This window comes from Bradyrhizobium sp. SZCCHNS3002 (genome assembly GCF_032377435.1).
Lineage (GTDB): Bacteria > Pseudomonadota > Alphaproteobacteria > Rhizobiales > Xanthobacteraceae > Bradyrhizobium.
This window is the reverse complement of the sequence record NZ_JAUHHY010000001.1, coordinates 754,310-775,171: the sequence shown is the minus strand read 5'-3', so window position 1 is coordinate 775,171 and position 20,862 is coordinate 754,310. Positions and strand designations below refer to the sequence as shown.

General features: G+C 65.0%; 22 protein-coding genes. 11 read left to right on the top strand and 11 right to left on the bottom strand.

Annotated elements, in window-relative coordinates:
- Positions 1-114 precede the first annotated feature (114 nt).
- Positions 115-1,866: a L,D-transpeptidase gene (locus QW845_RS03540; RefSeq protein ID WP_315800247.1), complete on the bottom strand. Its 1,752-nt coding sequence runs from the start codon at positions 1,864-1,866 to the stop codon at positions 115-117.
- Positions 1,867-2,092: 226 nt separating this feature from the next.
- On the opposite strand from QW845_RS03540, the gene QW845_RS03535 reads away from it, so the two are divergent.
- Both QW845_RS03535 and QW845_RS03530 read left to right on the top strand, forming a co-directional pair.
- Positions 2,093-2,644, top strand: coding sequence for a CreA family protein (locus QW845_RS03535; RefSeq protein WP_315800246.1), 552 nt, complete (start codon positions 2,093-2,095; stop codon positions 2,642-2,644).
- A 571-nt stretch (positions 2,645-3,215) separates the two neighbouring features.
- A complete protein-coding gene (locus QW845_RS03530; protein WP_409997867.1) occupies positions 3,216-3,578 on the top strand; it encodes a hypothetical protein in 363 nt (120 codons plus the stop codon).
- A gap of 53 nt (positions 3,579-3,631) precedes the next feature.
- On the opposite strand, the gene QW845_RS03525 is transcribed toward QW845_RS03530, so the two are convergent.
- Both QW845_RS03525 and QW845_RS03520 read right to left on the bottom strand, forming a co-directional pair.
- Entirely contained in the window at positions 3,632-4,354 is a 723-nt protein-coding gene (locus QW845_RS03525) for a hypothetical protein (RefSeq protein WP_315800244.1), read from the bottom strand.
- Positions 4,355-4,393: 39 nt separating this feature from the next.
- Entirely contained in the window at positions 4,394-6,115 is a 1,722-nt protein-coding gene (locus tag QW845_RS03520) for a type I secretion system permease/ATPase (RefSeq protein ID WP_315800243.1), read from the bottom strand.
- Positions 6,116-6,290: 175 nt separating this feature from the next.
- Between QW845_RS03520 and QW845_RS03515 the strand changes: the two genes are divergently transcribed.
- A complete protein-coding gene (locus QW845_RS03515) occupies positions 6,291-7,976 on the top strand; it encodes an adenylate/guanylate cyclase domain-containing protein (RefSeq protein ID WP_315800242.1) in 1,686 nt (561 codons plus the stop codon).
- Between the two features lie 11 nt (positions 7,977-7,987).
- On the opposite strand, the gene QW845_RS03510 is transcribed toward QW845_RS03515, so the two are convergent.
- The 3 genes from QW845_RS03510 to QW845_RS03500 form a co-directional block, all read right to left on the bottom strand.
- On the bottom strand, positions 7,988-9,334 hold the full coding sequence (locus QW845_RS03510; RefSeq protein ID WP_315800241.1) for an HlyD family type I secretion periplasmic adaptor subunit: 1,347 nt from the start codon (positions 9,332-9,334) through the stop codon (positions 7,988-7,990).
- A 119-nt stretch (positions 9,335-9,453) separates the two neighbouring features.
- Positions 9,454-9,723 (bottom strand): DUF6719 family protein, encoded by a 270-nt coding sequence (locus tag QW845_RS03505; protein ID WP_315800240.1) that lies wholly within the window; start codon positions 9,721-9,723, stop codon positions 9,454-9,456.
- Positions 9,723-9,875, bottom strand: a complete 153-nt coding sequence (locus QW845_RS03500) for a hypothetical protein (RefSeq protein ID WP_315800239.1) — start codon at positions 9,873-9,875, stop codon at positions 9,723-9,725. The genes QW845_RS03505 and QW845_RS03500 overlap by 1 nt, the downstream gene beginning before the upstream one ends.
- Positions 9,876-10,019: 144 nt before the next feature.
- On the opposite strand from QW845_RS03500, the gene QW845_RS03495 reads away from it, so the two are divergent.
- The 3 genes from QW845_RS03495 to QW845_RS03485 all read left to right on the top strand — a co-directional run bounded on the left by QW845_RS03495 (position 10,020) and on the right by QW845_RS03485 (position 12,604).
- The gene (locus QW845_RS03495) at positions 10,020-11,300 is read left to right on the top strand and encodes an ArgE/DapE family deacylase (protein ID WP_315800238.1); all 1,281 of its coding nucleotides are present in this window, start codon (positions 10,020-10,022) and stop codon (positions 11,298-11,300) included.
- A gap of 120 nt (positions 11,301-11,420) precedes the next feature.
- The gene (locus QW845_RS03490) at positions 11,421-11,819 is read left to right on the top strand and encodes a PaaI family thioesterase (protein ID WP_315800237.1); all 399 of its coding nucleotides are present in this window, start codon (positions 11,421-11,423) and stop codon (positions 11,817-11,819) included.
- Between the two features lie 128 nt (positions 11,820-11,947).
- Complete coding sequence (locus QW845_RS03485; RefSeq protein WP_409997864.1) at positions 11,948-12,604, top strand: N-acetyltransferase family protein; 657 nt, start codon at positions 11,948-11,950, stop codon at positions 12,602-12,604.
- Between the two features lie 95 nt (positions 12,605-12,699).
- On the opposite strand, the gene QW845_RS03480 is transcribed toward QW845_RS03485, so the two are convergent.
- From QW845_RS03480 to QW845_RS03470, 3 genes are all read right to left on the bottom strand, one after another.
- Positions 12,700-13,005 carry a hypothetical protein gene (locus tag QW845_RS03480; RefSeq protein WP_172109527.1) on the bottom strand — a complete coding sequence of 102 codons (306 nt, stop codon included), beginning with the start codon at positions 13,003-13,005 and terminating at the stop codon, positions 12,700-12,702.
- A gap of 77 nt (positions 13,006-13,082) precedes the next feature.
- Entirely contained in the window at positions 13,083-13,781 is a 699-nt protein-coding gene (locus QW845_RS03475; protein WP_315800235.1) for a DUF2161 domain-containing phosphodiesterase, read from the bottom strand.
- Between the two features lie 95 nt (positions 13,782-13,876).
- Positions 13,877-14,557 (bottom strand): SDR family oxidoreductase, encoded by a 681-nt coding sequence (locus QW845_RS03470; RefSeq protein WP_315800234.1) that lies wholly within the window; start codon positions 14,555-14,557, stop codon positions 13,877-13,879.
- Between the two features lie 131 nt (positions 14,558-14,688).
- On the opposite strand from QW845_RS03470, the gene QW845_RS03465 reads away from it, so the two are divergent.
- Both QW845_RS03465 and QW845_RS03460 read left to right on the top strand, forming a co-directional pair.
- Positions 14,689-15,387, top strand: coding sequence for an SGNH/GDSL hydrolase family protein (locus QW845_RS03465; RefSeq protein WP_315800233.1), 699 nt, complete (start codon positions 14,689-14,691; stop codon positions 15,385-15,387).
- 91 nt (positions 15,388-15,478) lie between these two features.
- Positions 15,479-15,697, top strand: coding sequence for a hypothetical protein (locus QW845_RS03460; RefSeq protein ID WP_012044361.1), 219 nt, complete (start codon positions 15,479-15,481; stop codon positions 15,695-15,697).
- A 31-nt stretch (positions 15,698-15,728) separates the two neighbouring features.
- Here QW845_RS03460 and QW845_RS03455 read toward each other — a convergent pair whose 3' ends face one another.
- Both QW845_RS03455 and QW845_RS03450 read right to left on the bottom strand, forming a co-directional pair.
- Entirely contained in the window at positions 15,729-16,472 is a 744-nt protein-coding gene (locus QW845_RS03455; RefSeq protein WP_315800232.1) for a tyrosine-protein phosphatase, read from the bottom strand.
- A gap of 234 nt (positions 16,473-16,706) precedes the next feature.
- Entirely contained in the window at positions 16,707-16,901 is a 195-nt protein-coding gene (locus QW845_RS03450; RefSeq protein WP_315800231.1) for a DUF2735 domain-containing protein, read from the bottom strand.
- A 544-nt stretch (positions 16,902-17,445) separates the two neighbouring features.
- On the opposite strand from QW845_RS03450, the gene QW845_RS03445 reads away from it, so the two are divergent.
- From QW845_RS03445 to QW845_RS03435, 3 genes are all read left to right on the top strand, one after another.
- Positions 17,446-18,480, top strand: coding sequence for a glutamine synthetase beta-grasp domain-containing protein (locus tag QW845_RS03445; RefSeq protein ID WP_315712320.1), 1,035 nt, complete (start codon positions 17,446-17,448; stop codon positions 18,478-18,480).
- A gap of 184 nt (positions 18,481-18,664) precedes the next feature.
- Positions 18,665-19,123 carry a hypothetical protein gene (locus QW845_RS03440; protein ID WP_315800230.1) on the top strand — a complete coding sequence of 153 codons (459 nt, stop codon included), beginning with the start codon at positions 18,665-18,667 and terminating at the stop codon, positions 19,121-19,123.
- A 105-nt stretch (positions 19,124-19,228) separates the two neighbouring features.
- Complete coding sequence (locus QW845_RS03435) at positions 19,229-20,851, top strand: ABC-F family ATP-binding cassette domain-containing protein (RefSeq protein ID WP_315800229.1); 1,623 nt, start codon at positions 19,229-19,231, stop codon at positions 20,849-20,851.
- The last annotated feature ends 11 nt before the right edge of the window (positions 20,852-20,862 follow it).

Here is a 20,862-nt window from a genome sequence, read left to right as displayed (position 1 = left end):
GTGCCCGCGCTCGACCTGCCGATGCGTGAACGGCTTCGGCGTTGCGCTGGATCAGACTGCGTTGCGGCACGGGATACCCTTGCCGTAGGGCGGAAAGAGGGACGGCGTCGGTCTTCAGCGCAGCGAAAGGATGAAGTCCGTGCCCTCGCCGGTTTCGCCCTGGTTGATGCCTTGATCGGAGACGATCAGCGAACTTCCGGTCGACAGGGCTTCGCCGAGCCACGCCATGACATCGGCGGGAATGGTGATGCGATCGAGCGCCTCGGCCGCGCTGCTCAGCGGAACGACCTGTTTCAGCTCGGCATCGGCGCCCGCAGACTTCTTACCGCGCCGGACCGCCTTGGCGGCGCCATCGTTCGCCGCGGTGCTCCGCGCCGAGGAGGGCAGCGAGACGACCGACCAGCGCATCGTCGCCGGATCGGCCTTGTCAGCCGTCGCGGTGAACACGTGGGTGCCGAGCGGCTTGTCGCCCGGTGCGATGGTGACCGGGATGTTGAACACCGGAGCGAAGTTCTGCCGCACGTACAGCTTCGAATCCTTGCGGCTGATGAAGATCGCGATCTGGCTGTTGCGCTTCAATTCGGGCTTGGGCGCAATCGGCTTGTCCGGCGCGGCAACACGCGACTGATCCTTGGCGAGATCGTTGGGATCGACCGCCTTCGCCGGTGCCTCTGCCGCCGGTGTGGACGGCGACGCAGGCTGGTCCGCGATCGGGGCGTCGGCGGGCTTGGACTCTACCGACTTGGACTCAGCCGGCTTAGACTCGGCAGGCTGGAGTTCGGTCGAACCGGTGGCTTCGGCATTCGATGCCTCAGCCGGCTTCTCGACAGCCGGAGCGGCCACCTGCGCAGCATTCGTTGGCTCGCTCGCCGGAGCGACGTCGCCGGGGGCAGACTTGGCCTCAGCGTCGGCGGTCGCAGGCCCAATCTTGGTCTCGGCGACACTGGGCTTCAGATCGGCAGTATCGCTTTGAACCTCCACCGGTGGCGAGCGCGATGGTTCGACGCTTGGGGAAGCATCCGAGACCATCGGTGGGAGTCCGTTGGCGTTGGCGGCGTCGGCGGTCCGCACCTGGCGCGACGCGGCGGGCGATCCTTCGCCGGAGCGCGGGCTCTCGGCATGGCCGATCGTGGCGCGCAGATCCGTCGTCGCGACTGTGATCGCGGTGGTGACGGCGGCGCCCTTGTCCGACTTGATCGCCGCCGGCGCAGTCGCATCGGGTTGCACCGATGCGCTCGGCTGCGGCGCCTTCAGTGCAGCGAGCATGGGATGCGAGAAGCTCGCAGGAGCCACCTCGTTCGGCGTGACCAGGACTCGGGATCCCATCCGCGTCCAGCCATAGAAGCGGGTTGCAAAGCTTGGCGGCATGCGGATGCAGCCATGCGAGGCCGGGTAGCCGGGCAGTACGCCCGCATGGAGCGCGACGCCCGACCAGGTGATGCGCTGCATGAACGGCATCGGGGCGCCGCTATAGATGTTGGAGCGATGGAATTTCTGCTTCTGAATGACGCTGAACACGCCCATCGGGGTGGAATGTCCCTTCATGCCGGTCGAGACCGGCGCTTCCGCGAACAGACCGTTTGCGTCGTAGACCTTGAGCTGCTGCTTGTTGATCGACACCGCGATCGTGAGCGGCCCTTGCGGCTTGGCAGCCTCCTTCTCGGTCTTCAGCTTGTCGAGGTGGCGCGCCTTGGGCTTGCGCGGCGCGGCCGGGCGTATGGTCGGAGCAATGGCGACGGGCTGAGAGTCGTTCCAGTAGTAATAAGACGTTGCGTCAGCCTGTGAAGTCGCTGCGAGGGCAAGCGGAACTGAAACGATTGCTGCACAATAGAACCGCCCCCTGGCGGCCGCACGAACGCAGAGCATTCCGGCAAATCCTCAAGAACCATCTGGTCTTTAGTGTCGCAGACGGAGTCTGCGTTCACCAGCTTGGGGCTTCTGCCCTGCGTGATTTCGTTCCAATCGTAGCAGAAAAGCCTCACATCCCGTTAAACGGGTAGGGGAAGGTCACGGGCTGGAGCGCCTTCCTTGCAGGCATTTGTGTCCCTACATGGGCGGTATGCCGAGCATCGGCGGTATAACGGAGACCGACATGTCGTTCAGAGCCACCAAACGGTTTGATCTGTGGCTGAAAACCCTCGCTTGCCTGCTGCTTATCGGATTGTCCTCGCCTGTCATCTCAGCATACGCCGCAGACGAGCCGGATCTGATCTTCCGTCGGTCGACCGTGTTCAAATTGCTCAGCCCGAATGACAAGCTCGCGACCTATGGCGTTGATGATCCAGAGGTCGAGGGCGTCGCCTGCCACTTCACGGTGCCGCAGAAGGGCGGATATGCCGGCTGGCTGGGCCTGGCCGAGGAGGTCTCCGACATCTCGCTCGCATGTCGGCAGATCGGCCCGATCAGGTTCAAGCGCAAGCTCGAACAGGCCGACGACATGTTCCGGCAGCGGCGGTCGCTGTTCTTCAAGAAGATGCAGATCGTTCGCGGCTGCGACGCCAAGCGCAACGTGCTGGTCTACATGGTCTACTCGGACAGGCTGATCGAGGGCTCGCCGAAGAACTCGACCTCCTCCGTCCCGATCATGCCTTGGGGCAAAGCCGATGACGGCGCAGTCCAGAAGTGCGGCGATTTCATTCAATAAGGGACGTGCCAAGAGATCGGCTGCCGAAAGCCTGGCTGGGCGGTTGCTGCTTGGCAGGATCGTGGCAGCCGATCAGCCGCACCAGGCTCTGTGGGGCCGAGGCGGCGTAGCTCTCGGTCCGCTGCTGCGCCATCGGCGTAGCCAGGGAGCTGCGGCGAGACACTTTCGGCTTGGGTATGGGCAAGCGCTCGTCCATGGTGACCCTGAGGGGCAACTTCGTCCCCCAGCGCGCCGCGCTGCCGGATCGCTGTGGTGGCCTGGGAGGTTCTCCCTGGCGGCCACGGTTAACGCAAGGTCGTTAAGAAGCTCTCCATCGGGAGATTGACGATTGCCCCGGATGGCGCTGGCGCAGCGAAAGCAGGTGGTGCTTAGATCACTCTCGGTTTGATTGTACTTTGTGTCGTCGGGTGGGTCGCGATGAAACGAAGCGGAGGGGCCATGAAACCATTTTGTGCCCGTGCCGCAGGCCGCTTGAAACCTGAAGCGGGTAAGAAACCATCAGCGACATGCGAATCCTGTCGTTCCGGCCCGCGTGGATGACATGACGAAAAACAAGCACCAGCGGTCCACCATGCGTTTTCGGCTGGGCGCTGCGGCGCTTGCCGTGCTGGTGTGCCTCTTCTGGCCCTGCGTCGAGGCGCGGACGACGACCCGATTGCCAGATCTGCGCGGCGAGTTCGTCCGGCAGTGTGCGCCTCATATGCTCGACCGGTGGACGCATCCCGAAGCTGTCTGCTCCTGCCTGCATGATCATGCGGCCGCGATGGTGGAGGATGCCGACTTGCGTGAGGCGCTACTGCGCGGGATCAGTGAGACCGGCGTGCCGACCATAGAGACCGATTGGGTGCCCGCACCGAAGCGAGCGGAGATCGGTCCCACGTTCACCAAGATCGCGAAACCCGCGCTGCAGTGCATGTTCGATCCGGCCAACTGATCAGCCGCTGGGCCTGATCTCGATCAGCGTCCATCGTCTGGCGGTGCTCGTTGTCAGTCCAGGCCATATTGCGACATCAAGGACTGCACGTCCGGCCGGCGCATGATGCGCGAGATCCGGGTACTGATGGCAACCTCGTCGCTGTGTCTCGACGATCTCGCAGCAGGCTTGGGCGCAGGGCGGGCCGCTGCCGCGCTGGCGCGGGTTGGCTGATGCCGCGCAGGAGCAGGCTTTTCGGCGGACGACGAGGCGGCCGGTTGCGTCCCCGTGGTCTGGGTGGCCGCCGCCGCCGGCAGGCCGGACTGGGGCGGCGCGGCGACAGGAGCGGCCGCGCGGACGAGGGCCGGTGAAGCCGCGGCCGTGACCGGCGGCGTCGCGAGCGCTGGATTCGACGTCTTGGTAGCTTCAGCAACGGGCGCGGCGGCCGTGAGCGAGTTGGTACGCGTCTGCGACGAAGCTGCCTCAGGCGCCGGGACGGGCGCAGCCAGTGCGGTGAGCGCCGGGGCTGGCGGCGAGATCGGCGCCGGCGGCTCGATGATCGGAAGCGGGGCGGCGATGGCGGCATTGCCTGCGGAGGCGGCCTCGCTGGTGATCTTTTCACTGCGGTCCAACTCGGGCTTCCTGATATCGCTGGGGACATTGAGCGCCTGGGTCTGCGCGTGAGCCAGCATCTGCCGCGCGGTCATCGGCGTCTCCGCCGCAGCCGAGATCGGCAGCAGGACGGCGGTCGCGAAGGCCAGCCGCAGGGTCCTCGTTGACGATGTGAACTTGATCATGGCCGGCTCCTTGCGGTGTGCGATCTGCACTGGGTTCGTTCAGGCCGCGGCGCTGGCGGTCGCCCGGTCGTGGGCGACGACGACACGCTGGCCGCGCATCTTGGCGATCACCTCGTCGCGCGGGCCGAATGCCAGCGTCTTGCCGAAGGCCATCACCATGATGCGGTCAACATGCGCCAAAAGCTGCGGACGGTGCGTGACGACGATCACGGTGCGGCCGGCGGCCTTCGCCTGGGCCAGGGCGTGCGCCAGCGCCCGCTCGCCGTCCTCGTCGAGGTTCGAGTTCGGCTCGTCGAGAATCAAGAGCCGCGGATTGCCGTAGAGCGCGCGGGCGAGGCCAACGCGCTGCCGCATGCCGCCGGACAGTGCCACGCCGCCTTCGCCGATCGGCGTATCATAGCCGTTCGGCAGGCGCAGGATCACCTCATGGGCGCCAGCGGCCTTGGCGGCCGCGACAACGGCGGCCTCGTCGACCTTCGCAAGCCGGGCGATGTTGTCGGCGACGGTGCCTGAGAACAGCTCGATGTCCTGCGGCAGGTAGCCGATGTGCTTGCCAAGCCGGTTTGGGTCCCATTGGCTGTAGGCGGCGCCGTCGATGCGGATCACGCCTTCGCGTAGCGGCCAGACCCCAGCCATGGCGCGCGCCATGCTCGACTTGCCGCTGGCGGAGGCGCCGACGATAGCGAGGCTCTCGCCGGCCTTGAGCGAAAAGCTGACGCCCTTGACCGAGGGGCGGCCGGCCGCCGGCGGCCACACCACGGCGTTCTCGACGTCGATGTCGCCGCGCGGCGTCGGCAGCGCCGTCGGCGCAGCCGTGACTGGCAGGGCCTGGAACAGCTCCTCCAGCCGGCGATAGGCGGAGCGGAATGCGATGATGCGCTTCCACTGCCCGACGACCTGCTCGACCGGCGCCAGCGCGCGGCCCATGATGATCGACGTAGCCATCATCGCGCCGGGCGAGATCTGCTGCTCGATCGCGAGCCAGGCGCCGATGCACAGCAGCGAGGTCTGCACCGCCATGCGCGCGAACTTGGTCACGGAATGCATCGCCGCGCCCCGCTCGACGAGGGTGCTGTGGGCATCGACCATCGCCGACTGACGGCAACTCCAGCGGTCCATGACGATGTCGCCCATGCCGAGGCCGCGCACGACCTCGCCATTGCGCAGCGCCGCCGCGACGAAGCGCGAGGCCTCGTTGGCCAGCGCGTTGGTGCGCTCGACGCTGGCGCGGGTGTAGAATTCGGTGAGCAGCGCCAGCGAGAACAGCACCGTCGCGCCGAGCAAAGAGAGGATTCCGAGATAGGCGTGCTGCAGAAAGCACAGCGCGACGAACACCGGCGTCCACGGCAGATCGCAGGCAATGGCGGCGGTGCCGCTGGAGATGCAGTCGCGGATGGTCTCGGCGTCACGGATGATCTGCTGGCCGAAGCGATGCCGCGGCGACAGCTCCGCCTTCATCATCGTCTCGAACAGCGGGTGGCGCAGCGTGCCTTCGAACTGCACGCCGGCACGGGCCAGAACGCCGGAACGGGCGAATTCGAGGACGCCATACAGCACGAGGAAAACACCGACGATGAGCGTCAGCATGACCAGCGTGCCGAGATTGCGGCTGGTGAGCACGCGGTCATAGACCTGCATGGAGTAGAGTGGCGAGGCGAGCATGCTCGCATTGATGAAGAGGCTGAGCACGAAGGTCGCGGTGAGCGCGGGAAAGCAGGCGCGGAGCGCGGTTCCCAGCGGGCTTCGGGTGGTGCTCGTCATGTCGGATCCCCTTGCGATGGTGCTGGGGAGCTTGGCCTGGGCAGCCGTCGTCGACCGTGACTGACCTCACATAGCTCGAGGCGGATCTGCCGGCGCTTGAGTTGGCCGGTTGCAGCCGCTACCGGATGGATCAGCCGTGCCCAGATTTCGCACTTGCCTGAATCACAGTGACCTCATGCCTGCCGTAACCTCCCAGAACATCCGGCTCGTGTCGGGCCTCGTCCTGTTTGCCTTCGCTGCGACGCATTTTCTCAACCATGCGGTTGGTCTGTTCAGCCTCGAGGCGATGGACGAGGTGCAGGAATGGCGATTGGTCGTCACCCGATCGTGGCCGGGAATGATCGTGCTGGCGGCGGCGCTGCTCGCCCATGCCGTGCTTGCGTTCACCAAGACGGTTCAGCGCGGCACGTGGCGGCTGTCCTCGTGGGAGCTTGTTCAGATCGCCACCGGATTTGCGATCCCACTGCTGTTGCTGCCGCATGTCATCGAGACCCATATCGCGCATGCGCTGTTCGGCGTTCAGGACGGCTACCTTTATGCGCTGGCGTTGTTGTGGCCCAAGGCGGCCTGGATTCAGACCGCGCTGCTGCTGCTGGTCTGGATCCACGGCTGCATCGGCCTGCATCATTGGCTGAAATTCCGGAGCTGGTACCGCCTCGTGCCGCCGCTGCTGGTTGTCCTCGCCGTCGCGGTGCCGATGGCGGCGCTGATGGGCTTCGTGGTGTCCGGACGCTCCGTCGCCGGCTTGCTCGGCAATCCCGGCATGGCCGAGCAGATGCGCGAGGTCACCCATTGGCCGAGCGAACTCGACGCCAAGTGGATTGCCCTGCTGCAGGTTTCGGCGCAGATCGCGGCCGTCGCGCTGCTCGTTGCAGGCGTGACGATCATCGTGTTCCGCCACGTCGCATCGCTCGCAGCGCCGAAGATTGCCGTTGCCGTCACGGGCGGCGCGACGGTGCAGGCCGCGGTCGGTCCGACGCTGCTGGAGATCGTCGGCAGTCATGGGCTGTCGCTCCAGGCCGAATGCGGCGGCCGCGCCCGCTGCGGTCTCTGCCGCGTCCGGGTCGATGAAGGAGCGGAGACGTTGGCGCCACCCGGCCACGCGGAGCGTGCCATGCTCGCCGAATTGGCGGCACCGGTGAATGTGCGCCTGGCCTGCCAGATCCGCCCTGGGGCGCCGCTGACGATCACGCGTCTCGTCGGCGGCCAACGAGAGGAGAGGGTGCCCGCCGTCGACGGCCTCCAGGCTGAGCGCCGCGCGGTGTGTCTGGTTCATGTTCGGGTCCGCGCGATGGCGACCATCGCGCGCGATCGGTTGCCCTCCGACCTCGGCTTCATGATGAACGAGATCTTCGGCGCCATTGGCGGAGCCATCGAAGCCCGGTCCGGGCGCATCGATCGTTTCCTCGGCGACGGCGTGCTCGCCGTCTTCGGCGAGGAGCAGGGAGCAGAACAAGGCTGCCGCGATGCGCTGCAGGCGATCGGCGCCATGGACGTGGTCATGGACCGCGTCAACGAAAAGATCGCCGCGGAGATCGGTCGGCCCGTGGAGCTGGCGATTGGTGCTCACCTTGGCGACATCGTTGTCGGGCAACTGACCCTTGGACGCACCTCGCAGGTGGCTGTGCTCGGACTTGGGACGGAGTGGCCGGCGCTTCTGGCTGAATTGGCGGAGACCAGAGGCTGGCAGCTCGCAATGTCCGGGGGCGTGGCGACAGCTGCCGGCCTTGTTGATCTGGATGGAGCGATGCGTGAGAGGCTTGCCGATCCCGAACAGGGTCGCGAACTGGACGCCATCGGCGTGCGGCGTGCCCGCGACCTTGCAGTCGTTGCGGGCACGCCACCGGCGCGGTCGGTATAGGTGCTCTCGGCTCATTTCTCACGGAACGTCTTGGCGAGCGTGTTGAGCAGCGGGCCGACCAGATATTCGAGCACGGTGCGCTCTCCCGTGGAGATGATGACGTCGGCCTGCATGCCCGGCAGGATTTTCTCGGCGATCTCGGGCGGGATGGTCGAATAGTCGATCACCACGCGCGCCGAATAGTAGCTCTGTTTGCTCGCCTCGTCGGACATCGCGTCCGCCGAGACGCTCGTGACCTTGCCGAAGATCGTCGGCGTGGTGCGCGAGGAGAAATTGGAGAAGCGCACCTCGGCCCTCTGGCCGATCGCGACGCTCTCGATGTCGCGCGGCGAGACGTGCGCCATCACGTCGACGCCTTCGCCGACCGGAACGATCTCGGCGAGCGTATCGCCGGGCTTCACGACGGCGCCGACGGTGTGGACTTTCATGTTCATGACGATGCCGTCGCGCTCGGCGCGGATGTCGACCCGGCGCAGCACGTCCTCGGCGATGACCAGCTTCTCGCGCAGGTCCGACAGCTTGGCCCGGGTGCCGTCGAGCTGCTGGCCGACCTCGGTCAGATATTTCTGCAGCGTCTGATCGATCTGCAGGCGCGTCTGTGCCGCCGTCTGCGTCAGCCGCGCGACGTCGGCCTGCGCCTGGCCGAGGTCGCCTTCGACGCGGGCGCGCTCGCGTTCCAGCTCAAGGAACTTGTTGCGCGGATAATAGCCTGCGGCGACGGCCGGGCGCACATTGTTCATCTGCGTCTCGAAGCTCGCGAGCTGCGCGGAGAGCGCTGCGCGCTGGCGGTCGCGGCCGGCGAGCTCCTGCTGCTGCTGGGCGATCTGCGAGTTGAGGATGTTGATCTGGCTGATCAGGCCATTGCGACGCTCGACGAACAACCGCTGCTGGTCGGCGATGGCAAGCGCCGCCTCCGGCACGTTCTGGCGGTTGAGCAGCGCGTCGGGAAATGTGACCATCCGCGCATTGCCGCGCTCGGCGAGCAGGCGCGCCTCCTCGGCCAGCGCCGCGTCCATCTGCTTGCGCAGGAGGTCGGTGTTGGCCTGGGCCTCCGTCGGCTGCAGCCGAAACAGCAGGTCGCCGCGATGCACGGCGTGAGTTTCCTTGGCCAGAATCTCCCTGATGATTCCGCCCTCACGGTGCTGAACCACCTTGTGATCGCCGGAGACGGACACGGTGCCCGGTGCGATCGCCGCACGGTCGAGCGGCGCATAGGCCGCCCACACGCCGAAGCCGCCGAACACCAGCGCAATCGACAGATAGCCGAGCAGGGCGTAGCGGCTGAAATCGGCCTTGACCGGCTGCGGCCGGTCGGCCGCTTCGAAGAAGCCGTGATCCTGCACCGCTGACATCGACATGCTGCGTCCCCGAGATTGTCCGTGGGGCAGGAGCATCGTCGATGCACAGATTCAGGACTGTGCGGAAGGTCACGTGCCGGAGGCCGGCTACGTATGACGGCCCAATCGAACGAGATCAGCTACTTCCTTTTCGGCCCGAACCGCGGCACGCATTTCGTGGTGCGGACAATACCGGTTTCGGCCATCTTGGAGCCCAAGACCTCCTTCACCTGGCCGGCGGGGCAGGTGCCGTCATCGACCAGCACCCGCTGGCCGAGCCGGAGATCCGTGATGTCCTGCTCGCGCCCGACATATTGCGCCTGCGCGGGTGCGGCAACCAAGAGCAAGATACCGAGGACGCCGAGAGGGCAGGCTGCGACGTCCGCGAACGCGAAGATTTGAGAACGCATCACTTCCCTTCGATCTTCAGGCCTTTGGGCCCGAGATTGATCTGGACACCCTCGGGCTGCTTCTTGGCCTGATATAAATTGTAGCCGAGCACGATGATCGCCGCGCTGAGAATGCCGAGGAGGAAATAGAGGATATTGCGGTGGTCCGACATGCCAAAATCCAAAGTATGTTACCGTCGTTCGTATGCGCGAATGTACGAGCGGCCTTGCGATTCTGAAAGCAGCGGCGAATCCGGTGCAACTATGCATCAGATTGTGATTTGGTGCGGTCATCGGCAATTGGAACCGCGACAGGCATGATCACCCAGGACACTACGCAGCGCATCGTCGACGCCGTCGATGCCCATTTCGACCGGCAGCTTGCGACCACGAGCGACTTCGTCGCCATCCCCTCGACCCGCGGCGCCGAAGGGCCGTGCCAGGACATGTTCGGCGATCTCCTGCGTGTGCGCGGCTACGAGGTCGACGACTGGCACATCGATCTCGACGATCTAAAGGACATGCGCGGCTACGGCCCGATCGAGCACGACTTCTCGAAGGCGCGCAGCGTGGTTGGAACCTACCGGCCGGCCACGTCGGCCGGGCGATCGCTGATCTTGCAGGGGCATTGCGACGTGGTACCCGCCGGCCCGCTCGAGATGTGGGAGACGCCGCCGTTCTCGCCGGTGATCCGCGACGGACGAATGTATGGCCGCGGCGCCTGCGACATGAAGTCCGGGACGATCGGCGCACTCTATGCGCTCGATGCCATCAAGGCGGCCGGCTTCAAGCCGACGGCGCGCATTCATGTCCAGTCCGTGATCGAGGAGGAGAGCACCGGCGTCGGCGCACTGTCGACCTTGCAGCGCGGCTACCGCGCGGATGCCTGCTTCATCCCCGAGCCGACCAGCGGCAAGATGGTGCGCTCTCAGGTTGGCGTGATCTGGTTCCGCCTCAAGGTGCGCGGCTTTCCCGCGCATGTGTTCGAAGCCGGCGTCGGCGCCAATGCGATCCAGGCGAGCTATCATCTGATCCATGCGCTGGAGAAGCTCGAAGCGGACTGGAACGAGCGCGCCAAGGGCGACCATCATTTCAAGACGCTCACGCATCCGATCAACTTCAATCCAGGCATCATCAAAGGCGGCGACTGGGCCTCGAGCGTGCCGGCCTGGTGCGACGTCGATTGCCGCATCGCCATCCTGCCGGGCTGGTCGGTCAAGGACTGCCAGAACGAGATTCTCGCCTGCGTCGCCGCGGCTTCGCGCGATCACCGCTTCCTCTCCAACAATCCGCCGGTGGTCGAGTGGTCCGGATTCCTGTCCGAAGGATACGAGTTGACCAATTCGGCTGAGCCGGAGGCGGCGTTCGGCAAGGCCTTCACCGCCGTCTACGGCGGGGAGGTGCAGGACCTCGTCTTCACGGCGCTCACGGATACCCGCTTCTACGGGCTCAACTACAACATCCCCAGCCTCTGCTTCGGCGCGACCGGCGCCGCCATGCACGGCTTCAACGAATATGTCGATCTCGACTCGCTGCGCCAGGCGACCAAGACCATGGCCTTGTTCATCGCCGAGTGGTGTGGAGTCGAGAAGGCGTGAGCGCAAGGCCGTCGCGGCAATGACCTCGGAGGTCATTGCCGCGCGGTCTGGGCTTGGCGCATCCAGGGTGCGGTGAAGGCACGGGGAGACGTGTCGTCCGTGCGCAAGGATCGGAACGGTATGACGCCGCTGGACAAGATCAATGCGATGAAGATGCCGTTCGCGGACTTGAAGGGCGTCACCTTCACCGAGGCCAGCGCCGATCGCGTCGTGGCGCAGATGCTGGTGCGGCCGGATCTGTGCACCCTGCATCACACCATCCACGGCGGCGCCGTGATGGCGCTCGCTGATTCCGTCGGCGCGGCTGCGACCGTGATCAACCTGCCGCAGGATGCCAAGGGCACCACAACCATCGAGAGCAAGACCAACTTCATCGGCGGCGCCAAGGAGGGGACCGTGGTGACCGCAACCGCCACGCCCGTGCACCGCGGCCGCCGCACTCAGGTATGGCAGACGCGGGTGGAGACCGAGGACGGGCGCCTGGTCGCGATCGTGACCCAGACTCAGCTCGTGCTGTGATGATTCGTACACAAACGAATTGTTAACGCACGCGATCCTTGCATGGCCGCATGTTCTCTCCGTAGAGCGCGGGGCTTGCAATGAATGTTGCGATGCACAATATAGCTTCTGTCTAGGGAAAGACGTCTGTGTGCGAGGGCTCTCGAGAGGAGTCTCAGGCAGTGTCACAGGTAGATACTTTTCGTCCCCGGCCGGGCTTCGGCTATGTGCGGACGCTCAGCCAGCACGAAGAACTGCCGTTGCTGCGCGATCATCTGTTGCGGCTCGATGCGGACAGCCGGCACGATCGATTCAACGGCTTCCTCGATGACAGTTTCATCGAACGCTATGCCGCCCGCTGTGCGGCCGATGGCACGATCGTCGTCGCCTACATGGAAAACGGCATGGTGCGCGGCGCCGCCGAGTTGCATCCGCCGGAGCAGTCCGAGGACGGGCTTCCGGAGATTGCGTTCAGCGTGGAGGCTTGCGTGCGCCGCCGCGGCGTCGGCAGCCTGCTGTTCCAGCGCGTGATCTCGGAAGCGCGGTGGAAGGGCTATCGCAAGCTTCGCGTCACGACCGGATCGCAGAACCATGCGATGCGGGCGCTCGCGGCCAAGTTCGGCGCGCATCTGGCGTTCCGTCACGGCGAATCGACCGGCACGATCGATCTGAGCGAGCAGCCCCAGGATGAGCTCGCGAAGCTCGTGATCGATGCGCCGATCGCGGCCGCGCGTGCGTTCTTCACCCTCAACCGGGCCTGCTGGAAGCTCGTGACCCGGATGTACGGCGACAAGCGCGCGGCCTGATCCGAGCCGTTGCTGCAACGACAAAGGCGCGACAGCGATCACCGCTGCCGCGCCTTTTCGTTTGATTGCATTGGCCGATGCGCCCCGGAAGGCGTTCAGGTGCCGGTGCGCTTGTCGAAATTGAAGCGGCGCACGGTGCGGCGCTCGACCACGACGGCACGCTGCTGCGTGCCCTGGTCGGCCGTGATGACGCGCGTGTTGGTGCGCGCGGCAACGCGGACTGCCTTCTTCACCTCGGGCAGCACCTGCTCGAGCGGCAGACCCATCAGCGCCGACGCGATCTCGGCCTGGGCCTGCACGTCGTCGGTAATGCCTGACGCGGCGAAGATCGCTTCCTCCAGAGTCGGGGGATCACGCCTGACGCGACGCGGACCGTACTTGGTGTTCCAATCTTCGCTCATGGGGGCCTCGTGAATCGTCCGGGATACCTAGAAGCAGGTTTGTTGCATTGCAATATATATTCCGCGGGGCAGCCCAGCTATGCGTTCACCATGTCGCGATTGGGCAACGGTACCTGCGTCATGTGGATATCCTGGGGCCAGCGGCGCAAGGCCGCGAGGCCGGCTTTTGTGAGGACATAGACACCGCGCTCGGCGCGGTCGAACCAGCCGTAGACGTTACGCTGCAGAATCTTCGGCGCATCCGGAATCTCCGCGCGGAGGTCGCGGACGCGCTTCGGCCCGCCCGAGAGCGCCGAGGCGCAGGCCAGCGCCTGCTGCCGATAGGCCGTCATGATGGGAGCCCGGGTCGAGCCGCCAGCGACGGGGTCGCCCTTGCGCCGCTGATGCTCGATCACGAGACGCGAACGCTTCTTGGGGTTCTTGCGCGGCGCGGTGGTAGGCGGCCGCACCAGCACTTCGATGTCTCCGGCTGAGGTCACGGCCAGCATGCCGAAGCCGAGCCGGCGGCACAGATTGCGGTAGCGGGAGTCGCTTTCACGACCCTTGCCACGTGCTGACAGATTTGCTGCGACCCAGACCTCATCGCAGGCCCCAGCCCGATCGACCGCCTGCAGCAGCAGTTCAAGGTTGAAGACCTGCTTCAGCTCGCAGACGACGACCACCGGCGGGTCGTCGCCCTTGAGCGCCACCACGTCGCAACCGCCGATTTCCCCCTTGACCGAGAAGCCAAGGTTTTCGAGGAAGCGTTTGACGGGAAGGTAGAGCGCGGTTTCCAAGGGACTGCCCGATGTGTGCGACTCAGAGCGCGCGCGAGTCTAGCCCGCCCACTCCGGTGATGTCAGCGCCAAGTCGGGGTGACCGGCTGGCTTCGCTACACCCGGCCGACAACCGGTATCAGTGCGCCGGTCACGCCGCTCGCGGCGTCGCTGGCGAGAAACAGAATGACCTCCGCGAGTTCCTGCGGCGTCACCCATTTGTCGAAATCGGCCTTGGGCATGCTGGCGCGGTTGGCCGGCGTATCGATCGTCGACGGCAAAACGGCGTTGACGGTGATCTTGCCCTTCCATTCTGCCGCGAGCGCTTCCGTCAGGCGATGCACGCCCGATTTGGACGCAGCATAGGGGCCCATGCCGGCACCGGCCTGGAGCGCGCCCATGGCGCCGATGTTGACGATGCGGCCCGTGCTGGAGCGGACGAGATGCGGGATCGCCGCGCGCGAGGCGTGCAGCGCGGTCATCAGGTTTCTTGCATGCATCGTCTCCCAGACGGAATCGTTGCCGTCGGCCGTGGTCTCGAACGCGAACGCGCCGGCGATGTTGATCAGCGCATCCAGAGTGCCGAAGTGGGCGGCGACGGAGTCGATCGCGACCTTTGCCTGCCCGGGGTCGGAGAGGTCGACGCCTCCGAGCTCAATGCGGTCGTCACTCGCCGGGATCTCGGCCTGGGCATGATCGATCCCGGCCACATGCGCGCCCCGTGCGAGCGCGAGATCGGCCACGCTGCGTCCGAGCGCCCCTTGCGCACCCGTAATGACAATCACTGCTCCGTTCATTCCGTCCCTGGTCTCCGTTGACGCGCCCCACAGCGCCGCTTGTTATACTATGGCCCTGCCGATGAGTTGCAATGGCCGGACGGCCGGGGCATGCAATTGCAATCAGAAAGCGTGGTTCGTCAGAGGTGACCATGACGGCGACAGACTCTCTCGAATTTCCCGACGTCGCCACCGGTTTTGTCCGTCCGATCAGACAGTTCAGGCAGAGTCTGGATGCGCAGCGCAAGACCCGGATCGTGGCGCTTGGCTCATCTTCCACCGCCGGCACCAACGGAATTGTCGCTTTCCCGGCCCGGATCGAGCAGGCGCTGCGCAAGACCAATTTCGGCTGCCTGATCGACGTCCTCAATCGGGGTGTGGGCGGACAGGAATCCCCGGAGGAGCTCTCGCGCTTCGAATGCGACGTGATTGCGGAGCAGCCCTCGCTGGTCATCTGGCAGGTCGGCACCAACGCCGCCTACAGGCCTGAGGTCTATAGTCCCGATGAGGTCGAGGCGGCGCTGCGCGTCGGCCTTCGATGGCTGGCGGGGCTGGCCATCGACGCCATCGTGATGGACCTGCAATATACGGCGGCGATCGTGACGGTGCCGAACAGGCTGGCGCGTGCCGAGGACATTCAGCGACGGATCGAGAAGGTCACGTCTGCGGCCAACGTCAATCTCTTCAGGCGCTGGAATTTGATGAAGAGCTGGCATGAGGCTGGCCAGATTCCGTTGTCGGCGCTCGACGACGGGCACGGTGACCGCTTGCATGTGAGCGAGGCCGCCACCGCGAAGATCAGCGACGTTTTGGCCAGCGCCATCATGACGGCGCCTGCCGCGCTGGCCTGATCGATAAAATTAGCCGGACTTTCGTAAGTGGATTGCCAGCGCCGCCCGCTAGCCTGTCGCTATGCCGCTTGAGGGGCGTTGGAGCTTTGACATGATGAGACATCTGCCGGACCACGGTTTGCCGCTGGTGCAACTGAAGGAGCAGCGGCGGGATCTGGTGGTCGCCTTGCAGAACCGTGCAGGTCCGGTGACGGGCTGGGAATTGATGCAGATCGCGGCGGTTCAACAGGCGATTTCCGCATTCGAGGAGGTGATTGCCGATCTCGACGCGATGGAAGCCGCCGAGACAGCCGATATCGAAGCGGCCTGATCGGGCTCAAGCGTATTCGCGCCGCCCTGGCTCACAGCGTGAGATAGCGCGCCTGTAACGTCTTTCGTGCTGCGCCGTCGATGCCGAGACCGTCGCGCAGGTAGGCGTCGACGTCGCCGAAATCATCACGCATGGCGTCGAACGCAGCGGCGAGGAACGAGGCCTGGACCGTCCCGATCGCCTGGACCACATCAGCGGGAAGATCCGCGTGAGCTGCAGTCTCGCGACGATAGAGCTGGTTCGTGAGCAGGTAGTCTTCCAGGATGACGTTGCCGGGAACGTCGAGCGCGTGCAGGACCAGTGCACAGGCCACACCGGTGCGATCCTTGCCAGCCGTGCAATGGATCACCAACGGTGCATCCCCATTGAGAACATGTTCGAACAGCGTGCGGAAGCGCGGCGTATATCTGCGGATGTAGTTGCGGTAGGATTCGCGCATCAGCTCCAAGGCATGGTCGGTCGTGAGCCGCCCTCGCGCCGCCAAGGTTCGCAGCGCGGGCACGACGCTCGGCTCGATCGGCACGGAATGCACGGTGATCTCGGCGATGGTGCAGAGGCCGCTCGCGCGCTCCTCGCGACCGCGGAAATCGAACGCTGCGCGAATGCCGAGCTCCCGCAGGACCGCGAGGTCGGGCTCCGTCAACTGACCGAGATGGTTCGACCGAAACAGCTGCCGCCATCGCACGTGCCGGCCATCCCTGCTGGGATATCCGCCGAGATCTCTGAAGTTGCTGGCACCGTGAAGTCCGAGATGGCGGAGCGGATGGGCGGGCATGAACGCATTCTAGGGAATGCGGGCTTGATGTGAAGCATCGTTTCGCCTGCGCGACGGCAAGGCAGGGGAGAGCATGAAGCGGCTCAGGACGGCGGAACGTATGCACCCGCCACGTCGAGCCCGTCGGTGACCGCCAGCAGTAGACATGGTTGACAGCGGGCAAGAAAAAGGGCCGGAACCTTGTCGGTCCGACCCTTCAGCAAAGGCGCGTGAGCGGCACGGTACAGTCGGACATCAGCGGTCCCACGCCGGCTTGGCTTCCTGGATCGCCTCGTCGTGATACCAGCTGCCGCTGTAGATCGTCGGCTGGATCGAGGGCGCGATCGGCCGCGCCGGCGATGCCGCGGATTGGCGAGGCGCAAGACCTGCCCGCCCTCCGCGCGGAAATTGATAGATCCTTGCGGACCCCTCGTGCACGTTAGTGTCCATTCCTCAGTCTCCTTCCATCGGGCCACACGTCATGCTGCGCCCGACTCGTTCTCTTGTGGTTAGCGGTCTCGATATCGGCTCTGCCCGGAGGGAATGCAACGTGACCAAAATCAAATCACATGTTGCGCGTTTTGCGGGCATTTCTGTCTTTGCTTCCTCCGCAGCAACGTGCAGCTGACCAACACTTGGGCTGGACCAAAGGTTGCGGAAAGAGGCTCAGGTCTTTTCAAAAATGTCCCGGACTTGCTGAGAGCTTGTTCGGACGTTTTTGCGCATCGCCGCAAATGCCACGGAATCAAGCGGGTTTTGACCAGCTTCTGATTTCCGCCATGCGTTCCGTGCAATCCCGGTCGCGCTGCTTTGCCGCACCCCTGACGTGCAAAAACCAGCGCCAGCTCCGCCCTGATTGGCCTTCGTCCATGCGACGGGACGTCGCGGGACTTGGCACGTTCCATGCTTAAGAGTGCGCTGGCCGATCGTGGCCGGGTAAGCGGGGAGCCTTCGATTGCTGGGCTCCCACCTTTCGATAAGACAGAGAGGCTCAATGACGAAGTACAAGCTCGAGTACATCTGGCTCGACGGCTACAAGCCGGTGCCGAATTTGCGCGGCAAGACACAGATCAAGGAATTTTCCTCGTTTCCGACCCTGGAACAGCTGCCCCTTTGGGGCTTCGACGGCTCGTCGACGATGCAGGCCGAAGGCCATAGCTCCGACTGCGTGTTGAAGCCGGTCGCCGTGTATCCCGACGCCGCCCGCACCAATGGTGTGCTGGTGATGTGCGAAGTGATGATGCCGGACGGCAAGACCCCGCATCCGTCGAACGCCCGCGCCACCATCCTGGACGATCCGGACGCGTGGTTCGGTTTCGAGCAGGAGTACTTCTTCTACAAGGACGGCCGTCCGCTCGGCTTCCCGGAATACGGCTATCCGGCTCCGCAGGGTCCGTATTACACCGGCGTCGGCTTCAAGAACGTCGGCGACGTCGCCCGCAAGATCGTCGAAGAGCATCTCGACCTCTGCCTCGCGGCCGGCATCAACCACGAAGGCATCAACGCCGAGGTGGCGAAGGGCCAGTGGGAATTCCAGGTGTTCGGCAAGGGCTCGCGCACGGCTGCCGACCAGATGTGGATGGCCCGCTACCTCATGCTGCGCCTGACCGAGAAGTACGGCATCGACATCGAGTTCCACTGCAAGCCGCTCGGCGACACCGATTGGAACGGTTCGGGCATGCACTGCAACTTCTCGACCAAGTATATGCGCGAGGTCGGCGGCAAGGAGTACTTCGAGAAGCTGATGGACGCCTTCAAGGAGGCGCGCGCCGACCACATCGCCGTGTATGGTCCGGACAACCACATGCGCCTGACCGGCAAGCACGAGACCGCTTCGATCGACACCTTCAGCTGGGGTGTGGCCGACCGTGGCGCCTCGATCCGCGTGCCGCATTCCTTCGTGAACAACGCCTATAAGGGCTATCTGGAAGACCGCCGTCCGAACTCCCAGGGCGACCCCTACCAGATCGCGTCTCAGGTCCTGAAGACGATCGCGATGGTTCCGACCGGCGCGAAAGCCGCAGCCTAAGACGCTGAACACATTACCCCGGGGCCGGGGCTGACATGATGATCCGCCGGAGCAGCCGCTTCGGCGGATCATTCGTTTGGCGGGCTGGCGTGATCGGGGAGGCGCCGCCTTGATCAATCGCAAGTCCGTCTCCGATCGCAGCGGTATGTCTTTCTGGAAGCGGTTTATGGAAGCGGGGCGTCGAATGAATTATCGCAAGTGGGTTTCAGGCGTTCTGATCGCCTGTTCGGCCATCTCCCTGGCGGCGGCACAGTCGCAGTCCAATGCAGAACAATATCTGCCGCGGCTCGGCGACATCATGAATCTGATCCAAGTCAGGCATGCGAAACTGTGGTTCGCGGGACAGGCCAAGAACTGGGATCTCGCGTCCTATGAGCTCGCGCAACTGAGGCAGAGCCTGACCGACGCCGCGGTGTTCTATTCGGGACTGCCGGTGGACAACGTCACCACGCTGGGCCAGCCGATTCAGTCGATCTCGGACGCCATCGCCGCCAAGGATGGCAAGCGCTTCGCCTCCGCCGTGACCGAGCTGACGTCGGGATGCAACGCCTGCCACGCGACCATGGATCGCGGCTACGTCGCGATCCGCATTCCGACCGACAAGCCGTTCGGCAACCAGGATTTTCGGCCTCAGGGCCGCTGACCGGGATGGGGCGGACAGAGCGGCGGAGGGCGCCTAAATTGCGCCTTCCACCGGCGGCGCGCATCGACTAAGAGCGGCGGCAACCTGTCCATGTCCTGAGACCTCATGATCCGCCTCGATAACGTCAGCAAGCAAGTCGGCCACCAGATTCTCTTCATCGAAGCCTCCGCCGCCCTCCAGCGTGGCGAGAAGATCGGCCTGGTCGGTCCGAACGGGGCCGGCAAGACGACGCTGTTCCGGATGATCTCGGGCCGCGAGCAGCCCGACGAGGGGCAGGTCTCGATCGATCGCGGCGTCTCGATCGGCTATTTCAACCAGGATGTCGGTGAGATGTCCGGCCGCAGTGCCGTGGCTGAGGTCATGGATGGGGCTGGGCCGGTGTCGTCGGTCGCCGCCGAGCTCAAGGAGCTCGAGGCCGCGATGGCCGATCCGGACCGCGCCGACGAGATGGACGACATCATCGCGCGCTATGGCGAGGTGCTGGCGCGGTTCGAGGAGCTGGACGGCTATGCGCTCGACAGCCGGGCCCGCGAGGCACTGGCCGGCCTCGGCTTCTCCGAGGAGATGATGGACAAGGATGTCGGCCTGTTGTCCGGCGGCTGGAAGATGCGCGTCGCTCTGGCGCGCATCCTCCTGATGCGTCCCGACGTGATGCTGCTCGACGAGCCGTCCAACCACCTCGATCTCGAGAGCCTGATCTGGCTGGAGCATTTCCTGAAAGGTTACGAGGGCGCGCTGCTGATGACCTCGCACGACCGCGAATTCATCAACCGCATCATCAACAAGGTGATCGAGATCGACGCCGGCCAGCTCACGACCTATTCCGGCGACTACGATTTCTACGAGCAGCAGCGGGCGCTGAACGAGAAGCAGCAGCAGGCGCAATATGAGCGCCAACAGGCGATGCTCGCCAAGGAGATCAAGTTCATCGAGCGGTTCAAGGCGCGGGCCTCGCATGCGGCGCAGGTGCAGAGCCGGGTCAAGAAGCTCGACAAGATCGAGCGGGTCGAGCCGCCGAAGCGGCGCCAGACCGTCGCGTTCGACTTCCTGCCGGCGCCGCGCTCGGGCGAGGACGTGGTGGCGCTGAAGAAGGTGTCGAAGAGCTATGGCAGCCGCCGCATCTACGACGGGCTGGACTTCATGATCCGGCGCCGCGAGCGCTGGTGCGTGATGGGCGTCAATGGCGCCGGCAAGTCGACCCTGTTGAAGCTCGTCGCCGGTAGCGCGGAGCCCGATGACGGCTCGGTGACGATCGGCGGCAGCGTCAAGATGGGCTACTTCGCGCAGCATGCGATGGACCTGCTCGACGGCGACGAGACGGTGTTCGAGTCGCTCGAGCATTCGTTTCCGCAAGCCGGTCAAGGCTCGTTGCGGGCACTGGCGGGCTGCTTCGGCTTCTCCGGCGACGACGTCGAGAAAAGATGTCGGGTGCTGTCGGGGGGCGAGAAGGCACGGCTCGTGATGGCCAAGATGCTCTACGATCCGCCGAACTTCCTGGTGCTGGACGAGCCGACCAACCATCTGGACATGGCGACCAAGGAAATGCTGATCGCGGCCCTGTCGAACTTCGAGGGGACCATGCTGTTCGTCTCGCACGATCGTCATTTCCTCGCCGCGCTCTCCAACCGCGTGCTGGAGCTGACGCCCGACGGCCTGCACCAGTATGGCGGCGGCTACACCGAGTATGTCGCGCGCAGCGGCCACGAAGCGCCGGGCCTGCGCGGCTGATCGAGGGCAAG

Bases quoted from the DNA above. Each gene is read 5' to 3' on its own strand.
- QW845_RS03540 (WP_315800247.1), bottom strand. From the start codon at position 1,866: ATGCTCTGCGTTCGTGCGGCCGCCAGGGGGCGGTTCTATTGTGCAGCA.
- QW845_RS03535 (WP_315800246.1), top strand. From the start codon at position 2,093: ATGTCGTTCAGAGCCACCAAACGGTTTGATCTGTGGCTGAAAACCCTC.
- QW845_RS03530 (WP_409997867.1), top strand. From the start codon at position 3,216: ATGCGTTTTCGGCTGGGCGCTGCGGCGCTTGCCGTGCTGGTGTGCCTC.
- QW845_RS03525 (WP_315800244.1), bottom strand. From the start codon at position 4,354: ATGATCAAGTTCACATCGTCAACGAGGACCCTGCGGCTGGCCTTCGCG.
- QW845_RS03520 (WP_315800243.1), bottom strand. From the start codon at position 6,115: ATGACGAGCACCACCCGAAGCCCGCTGGGAACCGCGCTCCGCGCCTGC.
- QW845_RS03515 (WP_315800242.1), top strand. From the start codon at position 6,291: ATGCCTGCCGTAACCTCCCAGAACATCCGGCTCGTGTCGGGCCTCGTC.
- QW845_RS03510 (WP_315800241.1), bottom strand. From the start codon at position 9,334: ATGTCGATGTCAGCGGTGCAGGATCACGGCTTCTTCGAAGCGGCCGAC.
- QW845_RS03505 (WP_315800240.1), bottom strand. From the start codon at position 9,723: ATGCGTTCTCAAATCTTCGCGTTCGCGGACGTCGCAGCCTGCCCTCTC.
- QW845_RS03500 (WP_315800239.1), bottom strand. From the start codon at position 9,875: ATGTCGGACCACCGCAATATCCTCTATTTCCTCCTCGGCATTCTCAGC.
- QW845_RS03495 (WP_315800238.1), top strand. From the start codon at position 10,020: ATGATCACCCAGGACACTACGCAGCGCATCGTCGACGCCGTCGATGCC.
- QW845_RS03490 (WP_315800237.1), top strand. From the start codon at position 11,421: ATGACGCCGCTGGACAAGATCAATGCGATGAAGATGCCGTTCGCGGAC.
- QW845_RS03480 (WP_172109527.1), bottom strand. From the start codon at position 13,005: ATGAGCGAAGATTGGAACACCAAGTACGGTCCGCGTCGCGTCAGGCGT.
- QW845_RS03470 (WP_315800234.1), bottom strand. From the start codon at position 14,557: ATGAACGGAGCAGTGATTGTCATTACGGGTGCGCAAGGGGCGCTCGGA.
- QW845_RS03465 (WP_315800233.1), top strand. From the start codon at position 14,689: ATGACGGCGACAGACTCTCTCGAATTTCCCGACGTCGCCACCGGTTTT.
- QW845_RS03460 (WP_012044361.1), top strand. From the start codon at position 15,479: ATGATGAGACATCTGCCGGACCACGGTTTGCCGCTGGTGCAACTGAAG.
- QW845_RS03455 (WP_315800232.1), bottom strand. From the start codon at position 16,472: ATGCCCGCCCATCCGCTCCGCCATCTCGGACTTCACGGTGCCAGCAAC.
- QW845_RS03450 (WP_315800231.1), bottom strand. From the start codon at position 16,901: ATGGACACTAACGTGCACGAGGGGTCCGCAAGGATCTATCAATTTCCG.
- QW845_RS03445 (WP_315712320.1), top strand. From the start codon at position 17,446: ATGACGAAGTACAAGCTCGAGTACATCTGGCTCGACGGCTACAAGCCG.
- QW845_RS03440 (WP_315800230.1), top strand. From the start codon at position 18,665: ATGAATTATCGCAAGTGGGTTTCAGGCGTTCTGATCGCCTGTTCGGCC.
- QW845_RS03435 (WP_315800229.1), top strand. From the start codon at position 19,229: ATGATCCGCCTCGATAACGTCAGCAAGCAAGTCGGCCACCAGATTCTC.